The following is an 11,682-nucleotide window of genomic DNA, read 5'->3' on the forward strand; positions in this document are numbered from 1 at the left end:
TACGCACAAACGTTCGAGCCGCTTCCGCGCTTCATCCCCGCCCTGAAGGACGGGGGCTTCACGCTGTACCTGTTGGTAAAGCTAGGTAAATCACTTTCGTCGGGATCGTGGGGCTGCTTAAAGTCGAGCGGTATGACAGAAAGCACCGCATCCGTCGAAGCGTTCATCGCGGCCCTGCCCAAGGTCGAACTCCACGTCCACCTGGTCGGAGCCGCGTCGGTGCCCACGGTCCTGGAACTCAGCCGGCGGTATCCGGAGAGCCCGGTCCCCACCGGCGAGGAAGAGCTGCGCGCCTTCTACGAGTTCCGGGACTTCCCCCACTTCGCCGAGATCTACGAGGGCGTCAACGGCCTCGTCCGGGAGCCGGAGGACGTCGCCATTCTCGTCACCGGCGCCGCGCGCGACCTGGCCGCCCAGAACGTCAGGTACGTCGAGCTGACGGTCACGCCGTACTCCCACCAGCGGGTGGGCATGTCCATGCGCGCCATCACCGAGGCGCTGGACGTGGCGGCGCGGGAGGCGTCGGGGTTCGGCGTGCGGGTCGGCTACATCTTCGACATCCCCGGCGAGTACGGGCTGGAGGGCACGCGGGGGACGCTCGACCACGCGTTGACCGAGCCGCCCGAGGCCCTGGTCGGCTTCGGGCTCGCCGGGATAGAGCAGGAGCGCCCCCCGTACCGTGACGCCTTCAGGGACGCGTTCCGGGCGGCCGTGGCGGCCGGCCTGCACAGCGTGCCGCACGGCGGCGAGATGACCGGCCCGGAGACCATCTGGGAGGTCATCGAGGGGCTCGGCGCCGAGCGCATCGGCCACGGCACCAGCTGCGTGGCCGACCCGAAGCTCATGGCCCACCTCGGGGAGACCCAGATCCCGCTGGAGGTGTGCCCGACCTCCAACGTCCGCACCCGCCAGGTGCCGGACATCGCCTCCCACCCGATGCCCCGCATGCTGGAGGAGGGCCTGTTCGTCACCCTCAACAGCGACGACCCGCCCATGTTCGGGACCACCCTCGACCGCGAGTACCGCATCGTGGCCGAGAACTTCGGCCTCGGCCCCGCGGAGCTGGCCACGCTCGCCCGCAACGCCGTACAGGCGTCCTTCCTGGACGGCGACGGCAAGCGCGCCATCCTGGCCGAGATCGACGAGCTGGCCGTGCCCCGCTGAACAGGGCTTCGGGCTCGGACGATCAGGGGGACGCGGGCCGGCCGAGGCCGGGAGGGATCTTGGACGCGGCGGCGCGGTCGAGCAGGAACAGCGTGCGCAGCCGTCCACGCGCCCCGGCCGCGGGCACCTGCATCGGCCCGGACTCCTGCAGCGCCAGGTGCACGGCCTTCGCCTTCTCCTCGCCCGCCGCGATCACCCACACCTCGCGCGCCGCCCTGATCGTGGGCAGCGTCATCGAGATGCGGGTGGGCGGCGGCTTCGGAGCCCCGTGCACGGCCACCACCGGGCGCTCGTCGTACAGGGCGGGCATCCCCGGGAACAGCGACGCCACGTGGCCGTCCGGACCGAGGCCCAGCATGAGGATGTCGAAGGACGGCACGGGCCCGTGGTCCTCGGGCCGCGAGGCCCTGCGCAACTCGGCGGTGTAGCGGTCGGCCGACTCCTCGGCGGTGAGGCCCGCGTCGGGCCCGAGCATGGGATGCACCCGGTCGGGGTCCACGTCGACGTGGTCGAGCAGCGCGCTGCGGGCGCCGGTCTCGTTGCGCTCGGGGTCGCCGGTGGGCAGGAAGCGCTCGTCACCCCACCAGATGTCCAGGCGCGGCCACTCGACCGCGTCGCGCGCCGGGGTGGCGGCCACCTCGGCCAGCGTGGCGATGCCCATGCCGCCGCCGGTCAGCACCAGGTGCGCCGAACCCTTGGCCGCCTGGGCGTCGGTCAGCCCGGTGATCAGGCGTGCGGCGACGGCCTTGGCCAGCACGTCGGCGTCCCGGTGGACGAGAACCGAGGGAACACTCACGAGAAGAACCGTCCTTCTATCGCGGAGGTGCCCGACACCCTCCCGTGTCCCGAAGTCTCAGGAAGTGGGGGAGTGCCGGGCCACCAGGCCAGGCTGTCAGTGTTGTCAGTACGAGATGCCGGTCTCAGGAGAGGTCGTAGCCGGCGACGCCTCTGATCGTCTCCTCGTACACCTCGTCGGGGTCGAGACGCCGCAGCTCCTCGGCCAGCAGGTCGGAGGTGGGCCGGCGGGCCAGGGCGACCTGCCGGTCGGGCTGCCCCGGCCGTACGAGGGTGGCGGTGCGGGAGTCGTGCCGCTCAACCATCACCTCGCCGTCGTCCAGGCGCAGGCGCACCTTGGTCAGGCCCGGGCCGCTGGACTCGGTCACCTTGATCGGGGCTTCGAGCTTCTGCGAGAGCCACACGGCGAGCAGGGCGGCGCTGGGGTGGTCGGGCTCGGCCTCGACGTACCCGTCCAGGATCTTCCCGACCGGCTGGTCGAACGCCGCGGCGAGAAGGCTGCGCCACGGGGTGATCCTGGTCCAGGAGAGGTCGGTGTCGCCCGGCGTGTAGCCGCCGATGCGGCTCTTGATCGCTGCCACCGAGTCGCGGGCCGAGCGCGCGTCGGTGACGCGGCGCTGGCCGAAGGCCCCCACAGGGTCCTTCGCCGGCGCCTCGGGAGCGTCGCCCGGCCACCACACCACCACCGGGATGTCGGGCAGCAGCAGCGGTGAGAGCACCGAGTCGGCGTGCTCCCTCAGCTCGCCGTACAGGCGGAGCAGGACGACCTCGCCGGTCGTCAGCTCGCCGACACGGATCTCGGCGTCCAGCCGCGTCGCCTCGTCGCGCTCCCTGGGGATGACCGCGAGGATGCGCGAGGGGTGCTCGCGGGAGGCCTCGGAAGCGGCGCGCACCGCGTCGTACTGGTGGCTCTCGTCGCACACCACCACCAGGGTCAGCACCATGCCGACCGCCGGCGCGCCCACCTGGTGTCTCAGCCGCGTGAGCTGCGAGGAGATGTCGGAGGCCGTGGTCGACCCCATGAGAAAACTGGTCACAACATCCTCCAGGTGCGGCCGTCGCGGGCCATCAGCTCGTCGGCCGACTTCGGGCCGCCGGTGCCGGCGGGGTACCCCTCTGGCCGCTCGTCGCTCTTGGCCCAGAACTCCTCGATCGGGTCGATGACCATCCAGGAGAGCTCGACCTCGCGCTGGTGCGGGAACAGCGGGGGATCGCCGATGAGCACGTCCAGCAGCAGCCGCTCGTAGGCCTCGGGGGACGACTCCAGGAACGCCTCGCCGTAGGCGAAGTCCATGTTGACGTCCCGGACCTCCATGGCCGTGCCCGGCACCTTGGAGCCGAAGCGCACCGTGATGCCCTCGTCCGGCTGGATGCGGATGACCAGCGCGTTCTGGCCGAGGATCTCGGTGTCGGTCTTGCTGAACGGCAGGTGCGGCGCTCGCTGGAACACCACGGCGACCTCGGTCATCCGCCGCCCGAGCCGCTTGCCGGTGCGCAGGTAGAACGGCACGCCCGCCCAGCGGCGGTTGGCGATCTCCAGCTTGATGGCGGCGTAGGTCTCTGTCTTGGAGTCCGGCGGGACGCCCTCCTCCTCCAGGAAGCCCTTGACCGGCACACCGCCCTGCCAGCCCGCGGTGTACTGGCCGCGGGCGGTGGCGAGGCCGAGGTCCTCAGGAAGGGTGAGGGCCTCCAGGACCTTCTCCTTCTCCCTGCGCAGCGCCGCGGCGCCGAAGGCCGTGGGGTCCTCCATCGCGACGAGCGCCAGGAGCTGGAGCAGGTGGTTCTGGATGACGTCCCTGGCCGCGCCGATGCCGTCGTAGTAACCGGCCCGGCCGCCGACGCCGATGTCCTCGGCCATGGTGATCTGCACGTGGTCGACGTAGCCGCGGTTCCAGATCGGCTCGAACAGCGTGTTGGCGAACCGCAGCGCCAGGATGTTCTGGACGGTCTCCTTGCCCAGGTAGTGGTCGATGCGGAACACCGAGTCGGGCTTGAAGGCCGAGTCGACGATGCGGTTGAGCTCGCGGGCGCTCTTGAGGTCGTGCCCGAACGGCTTCTCGATCACCACCCGTCGCCACGAGCCCTTGGGGGGCTTGGTGAGACCGGTGCGCTTGAGCTGCTCGACGATGACCGGGAAGGCATTCGGCGGCGTCGAGAGGTAGAAGGCGTAGTTGCCGCCGGTGCCGCGGGTCTCGTCGATCTCCTTGAGCGCCATGACCAGCGCGTCGAAGGCGCCGTCGTCGTCGAAGGAGCCGGGGACGAAGTGGAGCCCCTCGCAGATCTGCTTCCAGACCTCCTCCCGGAAGGGAGTGCGGGCGTGCTCCTTGACGGCGTCGTGGGTGATCTTCGCGAAGTCCTGGTGCGCCCAGTCGCGCCTGGCGAACCCGACCAGCGAGAAGCCGGGGGGCAGCAGCCCGCGGTTGCCCAGATCGTAGATCGCGGGCAGGAGCTTGCGCCTGGCCAGGTCGCCGGTCACGCCGAAGATGACCAGCACGCACGGGCCGGCCACTCGCGGCAGCCGCTTGTCGCGGGGGTCGCGCAGCGGATTCGCCTCCATCACTTCCATCGTGGTCGCGGTGCTCGCGACCGCCTGGGCGGCGGCGAGCGAGTCGTCGGGCGAGACCTTCTCCGGCTGGCCTCCCGTGTGGACCGCGAGCTCGACCTCGTGGGCCGACGGCGCGGGCACGTCGCCGGCCTGGACCGGCGACCCGGCCATATCGGTGGGTGTCGCCGGCCCGCTCTCTCCGGCCGAGCCTGGCTGCTCGCTGTCGTTCATCAAACCTCCCGTGCGGCGGAGAGCAGGTGCCTGACACCGGCTTCGCGATCGGTCAGGTGCAGGCGTACGGTGGGCCGCCCGCGCTTGCTCAGGGCGTCCAGGTCGCCGAGCGCCTGGGCGAGTTCCAGCCTTCCGAGGGTGTACGGCTTGCCGGGCACCTCGAGATCGTTCTCCACCGCGCCCGTGATCTGCAGGAACACACCGTTCTGCGGGCCGCCCTTGTGGTACTGCCCGGTCGAGTGCAGGTAGCGGGGCCCCCACCCGAAGGTGATCGGCCGGTCGGTCCTGATCGACAGCAGCACCTGGAGGCTGGCCGGGTCGTGCGCGGCCCAGATGTCGGTGATCGTCTCGAACGAGGCGTCCGGCGGTACAGGGACATCGAACGCGGCCTCGCGGTCAAGGAAGGCAAGAATCGCGAGGTAGCCGCGGTCGGGGATGTCCTCCAGCAGCGTGGTCAGTACGCCGGAGAGATCCTTGACGTGCTCGGGCAGGTCGCCGTAGACCTCCACCGGGCCGTCGACCAGAGTCGGGGTGCCCGTCGGCAGCGGGCCGTCGCCGGCCTCCCGCAGGATGCGGGCGGTGTTCTCCTTCGACTCGGCCACGTTCGGCTGGTCGAAGGGGTTGATGCCGAGCAGCCGCCCGGCGATCGCCGTGGCGTACTCCCACACCAGGAACTGCGCGCCCAGCGGCCCGTCGACCTGGATGGCGGCCTCGGTGTCGATGCCCGCGACGATCTCGTCCTCGGCGTCGGTCGGGTCGGTGCCGACGACGGGCAGGATGCCCTTGCCCTGCTTGCCGGTGGACTCGGCGACCAGCTGCTCGATCCAGTCGGGCAGCCCGTTGATCTGCGAGAGGCTGTCGTCCAGCACGAGCTTGTCGCGCCCGGCGAGGGCGGCGGCGCCGAGCCCCGCGCCCAGCTCCAGGCCGGGGTTGTCCTCGTTCTCGCCGAGCCGGGGGCGCACCTCCGCCGCCTGGTCGAGCAGGCGGGCGATGTCGGCCCCGGCCAGCGCGCTCGGCACCAGGCCGAACGCGGTGAGCGCGCTGTAGCGGCCTCCGACGGTCGGGTCGGCCAGGATGACGGTGTATCCGGACTCGATCGCGATCTGCTCCAGCGGCGAGCCAGGGTCGGTCACCACGACGATGCGGTCGGCGGGGTCGATGCCGGCGTCGCGGAACGCCTGCTCGTAGATGCGCCGGTGGCTGTCGGTCTCGCTGGTCGAGCCGCTCTTGCTGGACACCACCAGGATGGTCTGGTCGAGCCGGTCGGCGAGCGCCCGCCGCACCTGGCCGGGGTCGGTGGTGTCGAGGACGGTCAGCGGCACGTCGAAGGTGGCGCAGATGACCTCGGGGGCCAGCGAGGACCCGCCCATCCCCGCGAGCACGACATGCTCGAGGTTCTCCGCGCGGGCGCGCTCGACCAGCTTGGCGATCTCGGGCAGCAGCTCCCGCGAGGTGGTGGGGAGGTTCAGCCAGCCGAGCCGCAATCTCGCCTCGGCCTCGGCCTCGGGTCCCCACAGGGTGGGGTCGCCGTTGGACAGCGCCTGAGGAACGCCCTCCTCGACGAGTTTCCGTACGGCCTCGGAGGCTTCCGCGGCTACGGCCTCGTCACCGAACGTTACGGACATATCCATCCTTAGAGTTTTCTCCTCGCGAGGGCGGGCGGGCAGGCGCCTCCGTGCCGGGCATCGCGCGAGCCCGGATCGGCCGACCTGTGTGAGTGCCCGGCCGGGCCGCCTGGGCGCCCGGCCGGATTACCTGGGAATCGACGTCCGCCGACGTTCAGCCGGCCTTCTTCAGCTCGGTCTCAAGGGTCGCGAGCAGCTCGTTCCACGAGGTGACGAACTTCTCCACGCCTTCCTCCTCCAGCGCCTTGACCACGTCGTCGTAGTCGATGCCGACCTGCTTGAGCGCGGCCATGGTGTTCCACGCCTGCTCGTAGTAGGGACGGACGGTGTCGCCGTTGATGTTGCCATGGTCGGCGACGGCGTCGAGGGTCTTCTCCGGCATGGTGTTGACCGTGCCCGCGGTGACGAGCTGGTCGACGTACATCGTGTCGGGGTAGTCGGGGTTCTTGACCCCGGTGGAGGCCCACAGCGGGCGCTGGGTGCGGGCACCGGCGTCCTTGAGTGCCTGCCAGCGCGGGGTGTTCATGACCTCTTCGTACGCGGCGAACGCGAGGCGGGCGTTGGCGATCGCGGCCTTGCCCTTGAGCTCCAGCGCCTCAGGGGTGCCGATCTTGTCGAGCCGCTTGTCGATCTCGGTGTCGAAGCGGCTGACGAAGAACGACGCCACGGACTCGATCTTGGACAGGTCGAGGCCGTTCGCCTGCGCGCGCTCCAGGCCCGAAAGCCAGGCGTCCATGACCGCGCGGTAGCGCTCCAGCGAGAAGATCAGCGTGACGTTGACGCTGATGCCCTCGGAGAGCGCCTGCGTGATCGCGGGCAGCCCGTCGAGGGTCGCCGGGATCTTGATGAAGACGTTCGGCCGGTCGACCAGCCACCACAGCGCCCTGGCCTCGGCGACGGTCTTCTCGGCGCTGTCGTTGGCCAGGCGCGGGTCCACCTCGATGGACACCCGGCCGTCGACGCCGCCGGTGGCGTCGAAGACCGGGCGCAGCACGTCGGCGGCCCAGCGGATGTCGAAGGTCGTGATCGCCCTGACCGCCTCGCCGACGTCCACGCCGCGCGCCGACAGGTCGCGCAGCTGCGCGTCGTAGGCGTCGCCCTTGCTCATGGCGGAGGCGAAGATCGTGGGGTTGGAGGTGACGCCCACGACGTACTTGTCGCGGATCAGGGATTCGAGGTTGCCGGTGCGCAGGCGCTCGCGGCTGATGTCGTCCAGCCAGATCGACACGCCCTGGTCGGTCAGGCGCTTCAGGTTTTCGCTCATGACTAAGGTCCCCTAGTTTCCGGTCGTCTGACCCTTGTCGGCTCCGGTCTTCGCGAGGCTGCCCTTGGCCGCGGCGGCCACACGCTCGGCGGTCAGGCCGAACTGCTCGTACAGCGTCTTGTACGGCGCCGAGGCGCCGAAGTGCTCAAGGCTCACGACCTCGCCCTCCTCACCTACGAACTGCAGCCAGCCCAGGGCGATTCCCGCTTCCACCGCCACGCGGGCGCGGACCGCCGGAGGAAGGATCATCTGCTTGTAGGCGTCGTCCTGGGCGTTGAACCACTCGACACACGGCATGGAGACCACACGGGCCGGGATGCCCTCGTCCTCCAGCAGCTTGCGGGCGCCGACGGCGAGCTCGACCTCGCTGCCGGTGCCGATGAGGATCACCGCGGGCTGGCCGTTGGAGGCCTCCTCCAGGATGTAGCCGCCCTTGGCGACCTTGTCGAAGTCGGCCGTGCCCTCGTACACCGGGAGGTTCTGCCGGGTCAGCGCGAGCGCCGCCGGGCGGTCGGTGTGCTCCAGGACGGTCTTCCACGCGGCCGAGGTCTCGTTGGCGTCGGCGGGGCGCACGACGTCGAGGCCGGGGATCGCGCGGAGCGCCCACAGGTGCTCGACCGGCTGGTGCGTCGGGCCGTCCTCGCCGAGGCCGATGGAGTCGTGCGTCCACACGTAGGTCACCGGCAGGCCCATCAGGGCCGCGAGACGGACGGCGGGGCGCATGTAGTCGCTGAACACCAGGAACGTGCCGCCGTACGGGCGGGTGCCGTCGTGCAGGGCGATGCCGTTCAGGATCGAGCCCATGCCGTGCTCGCGGATGCCGAAGTGCAGCGTGCGGCCGTACCGGTTCCCGGGGAAGTTCTTGGTCTGGTGCTCCTCGGGGATGAAGGACGGCTCGCCCTCCATCGTGGTGTTGTTCGACTCGGCGAGGTCGGCCGAGCCGCCCCACAGCTCGGGCAGCACCGGGGCCAGCGCGTTCAGCACCTCGCCCGAGGCCTTGCGGGTGGCGATCGACTTGCCGGGCTCGAAGGTCGGCAGCGCCTCGTCCCAGCCGGCCGGGAGCTTGCGCGCGCTCATGCGGTCGAACAGGGCCACCCGGTCGGGGTTGGCGGCGCGCCACTCCTCGAACCGCTCGTTCCACTCGGCGTGCAGGGCGCGTCCGCGCTCCACCACCTCGCGGGCGTGCTGGAGGATCTCCTCGGGCACGTCGAAGCTCTTGGTCGGGTCGAGGCCGAGGACCTTCTTGGTGGCGGCCACCTCGTCGGCGCCCAGCGCGGAGCCGTGGATCTTGCCGGTGTTCTGCTTGTTCGGCGCGGGCCAGCCGATGATCGTGCGCAGCTTGATCAGCGTGGGCCGCTCCGTTTCCTCGACGGCGGCGCGGTAGGCCTCGTACAGCTTCTCGACGTTCTCGACGTACTCGCCGGTCTCGGTCCAGTCGACGCTGATCACGTGCCAGCCGTACGCCTCGTACCGCTTGGCGACGTCCTCCGACAGCGCGATGGCGGTGTCGTCCTCGATGGAGATGTGGTTGGAGTCGTAGATGACGTTGAGGTTGCCGAGCTTCTGGTGGCCCGCGATCGCGCTCACCTCGTGGCTGACGCCCTCTTCGATGTCGCCGTCGGAGACGATGGCCCAGATCTGGTGGTCGAACGGGCTGGCGCCCTGCTCGGCGTCGGGGTCGAACAGGCCCCGCTCGCGGCGCTGGGCCATGGCCATGCCGACCGCGTTGCCGAGGCCCTGGCCGAGCGGGCCGGTGGTCGTCTCGACGCCGATCGTGTGGCCGTGCTCGGGGTGGCCGGGGGTGAGGCTGCCCCACTGGCGCAGCGACTCGAGGTCGTGCAGGGTCAGGCCGTACCCGGACAGGTAGAGCTGGATATAGAGGGTGAGGCTGGAGTGCCCGGCCGACAGGACGAAACGGTCACGGCCGGTCCAGGTCGGATCGGAGGGGTCATGTCGCAGGACCCGCTGGAACAGCAGGTACGCGGCGGGCGCCAGGCTCATCGCGGTGCCGGGGTGGCCCGAGCCCGCCTTCTCCACCGCGTCCATGGCGAGGGCGCGTATGACGTCGACCGTGCGCCGATCGAGGTCGCTCCACTCAAGGTCTGGCACCAGTTCGCTGCTCAACTGCTCGATCTCCTATTGGTTAATGGCGCCGGCTCGGCTCGCCCGCTCGTCCGGTCTGGTATTGCTCCCCACACCGGACCTTAACGGGTCGATCCCCTCACCGTAGATGCAGAGTGCGTCTAACAGGTGACCGGGGACAGTGGCGCCCGCGTCGTTAGAACCCTGCCCCCCGCAAGCCGTCTGGAACGCGATCCACACCACAGACCACGACCCACCTCACAGGGTCCCGGATGAGCCGTTCACCAGGGCTGATCGACACTCGATCCGGGGCACCCGCTCACGCGGCATTCGCCCCCGATGCCGGGACCGGCGACCCCCCGCACTACAGTGAGTCCTCAGCGTTGGCTCATGCCCGCATTCACGGATCCGCTCTAATCAGAGGTTACGCGTTGACCCCGCACCCGCTGGAAGCGCCTTGACGGTGCTGACGACCAAGCAACCGACGGTCCCGCTCGCAGGCGAGCGCCGATCACCGCTCGCGACCGTGCGGGCGTACGTCGCGCTCACCAAGCCGCGGATCATCGAACTGCTCCTGATCACGACCCTCCCGGTCATGTTCCTCGCCGCGCGCGGCCTGCCGCCTCTGTGGACGGCGGTCGCCACGCTGGTCTTCGGCACACTGTCGGCGGGCAGCGCCAACGCACTCAACTGCTACATCGACCGGGACATCGACGCCACCATGCGGCGCACCCGCCGCCGCCCGCTCGCCATGGCCGAGGTATCGCCGAGGAACGCGCTGATCTTCGGGATCGTGCTCGGGCTCCTGTCGACCCTCGGGCTCGGCCTCACCGTGAACTGGGTGGCCGCGGGCCTGTCACTGGCCGCGATCCTGTTCTACGTCTTCGTCTACTCGATGCTGCTGAAGCGCCGCACCTCGCAGAACGTCGTCTGGGGCGGCATCGCCGGCTGCATGCCGGTGCTCATCGGCTGGGCGGGCATCACCGGACGCGTCGACTGGGCGCCCCTGGTCCTGTTCGGGGTGGTCTTCTTCTGGACGCCCCCGCACACCTGGACCCTCGCCATGCGCTACCGCGAGGACTACGCCGCCGCCAAGGTCCCGATGCTGCCGGTGGTCGCCGGCGAGCGCCGGGTCGTCCAGGAGAGCATCGCCTACACCTGGGCGACCGTGATCTGCTCCCTGCTGCTCTGGCCGGTCGCCGGCACCACGCCGTTCTACGCGATCGTGGCCGCCGCCCTCGGGGTCATGTGCCTGTGGGAGGTCTACCGCCTGCTGGGCCGCCTCAACGCCGGCAAGACGGGCGTCGCCCTGCGTCCCATGCGCTTCTTCCACTGGTCCAACGCCTACCTGGCCCTGCTCTTCCTCGCCGTGGCGGTCGACTCCCTGCTCTGACGGGCAGGAAAAACAGCAGCTCAGGCATGGATTCGACGCTCTGGCCGGGTAGAGATCCGCAGGGGCCGCAGGCGGCACGCGTACGCGGCTCGGCGAAGACGTTGGACCAGGGGGCGCGACGGCCATGGCGATGAGTCTGAACCTGAAGGCGTACGAGCATGCCAGGAAGCTGGTCAAGGACAGGCGGATCGTCTTTGACCAGCGGGCCGACTGGGACGTGCACCGGCCCTCGCCCGAGCAGGAGAACCAGTTCATCGCCGAGCACGGGTTCGGCGAGTACTCCTTGTGGTTCCTCGGCATCGACGACGAGCACGGGGAGAACACCAAGACGCGGTTCAGGTTCCCCTACGGCGACTTCGACAAGCTGCACAAGTGCGCCGTCCTGTCGGCCGAGGTCCGGGCCGCGCAGTACGAACGTGAGGACATCGAGACCGCCGCCGCCCACCTTCATGGCATGCTCACCGCGCTGGAGGAGTGACTTTTCAGGACCGTGCCCATGGCGGTCCCGCCGGCCTCCACGCGAAGCGGTACGCGCGCCCCGGCACGCTGAACGCCGTCGCCCCCGCCCGCTCGCCGAGCGGGC

General features: G+C 70.2%; 9 protein-coding genes. 3 read left to right on the forward strand and 6 right to left on the reverse strand.

The genetic code is table 11. From position 1 onward, the window contains the following. Window positions 1-132 precede the first annotated feature (132 nt). Window positions 133-1,164: an adenosine deaminase gene (add, locus tag AB0O34_RS34090; protein WP_363922635.1), complete on the forward strand. Its 1,032-nt coding sequence runs from the start codon at window positions 133-135 to the stop codon at window positions 1,162-1,164. 22 nt (window positions 1,165-1,186) lie between these two features. Here the strand turns inward: add and pgl are convergent, their stop codons facing one another. From pgl to tkt, 6 genes are all read right to left on the reverse strand, one after another. Then, window positions 1,187-1,960: a 6-phosphogluconolactonase gene (pgl, locus tag AB0O34_RS34095; protein WP_363922637.1), complete on the reverse strand. Its 774-nt coding sequence runs from the start codon at window positions 1,958-1,960 to the stop codon at window positions 1,187-1,189. A 124-nt stretch (window positions 1,961-2,084) separates the two neighbouring features. After that, the gene (locus tag AB0O34_RS34100) at window positions 2,085-2,996 is read right to left on the reverse strand and encodes a glucose-6-phosphate dehydrogenase assembly protein OpcA (RefSeq protein ID WP_363922639.1); all 912 of its coding nucleotides are present in this window, start codon (window positions 2,994-2,996) and stop codon (window positions 2,085-2,087) included. Beyond that, the gene (gene zwf, locus AB0O34_RS34105; protein WP_363922647.1) at window positions 2,993-4,525 is read right to left on the reverse strand and encodes a glucose-6-phosphate dehydrogenase; all 1,533 of its coding nucleotides are present in this window, start codon (window positions 4,523-4,525) and stop codon (window positions 2,993-2,995) included. Before zwf ends, AB0O34_RS34100 begins: the two co-directional genes overlap by 4 nt. Before the next feature lie 209 nt (window positions 4,526-4,734). Further along, a complete protein-coding gene (locus AB0O34_RS34110) occupies window positions 4,735-6,366 on the reverse strand; it encodes a glucose-6-phosphate isomerase (protein ID WP_363922641.1) in 1,632 nt (543 codons plus the stop codon). Between the two features lie 148 nt (window positions 6,367-6,514). After that, the gene (gene tal / locus AB0O34_RS34115; RefSeq protein WP_363922643.1) at window positions 6,515-7,624 is read right to left on the reverse strand and encodes a transaldolase; all 1,110 of its coding nucleotides are present in this window, start codon (window positions 7,622-7,624) and stop codon (window positions 6,515-6,517) included. A gap of 12 nt (window positions 7,625-7,636) precedes the next feature. Beyond that, window positions 7,637-9,670: a transketolase gene (gene tkt / locus AB0O34_RS34120; protein WP_363922649.1), complete on the reverse strand. Its 2,034-nt coding sequence runs from the start codon at window positions 9,668-9,670 to the stop codon at window positions 7,637-7,639. A 502-nt stretch (window positions 9,671-10,172) separates the two neighbouring features. Here tkt and AB0O34_RS34125 point away from each other — a divergent pair. Both AB0O34_RS34125 and AB0O34_RS34130 read left to right on the forward strand, forming a co-directional pair. Continuing rightward, window positions 10,173-11,099, forward strand: coding sequence for a heme o synthase (locus AB0O34_RS34125; RefSeq protein ID WP_363922651.1), 927 nt, complete (start codon window positions 10,173-10,175; stop codon window positions 11,097-11,099). Between the two features lie 124 nt (window positions 11,100-11,223). Continuing rightward, the gene (locus AB0O34_RS34130; protein WP_363922645.1) at window positions 11,224-11,577 is read left to right on the forward strand and encodes a hypothetical protein; all 354 of its coding nucleotides are present in this window, start codon (window positions 11,224-11,226) and stop codon (window positions 11,575-11,577) included. Window positions 11,578-11,682 lie beyond the last annotated feature (105 nt).

The sequence above is a fragment of the Sphaerisporangium sp. NPDC088356 genome (assembly GCF_040685555.1).
In the GTDB taxonomy this organism is placed as follows: Bacteria; Actinomycetota; Actinomycetes; order Streptosporangiales; family Streptosporangiaceae; genus Sphaerisporangium.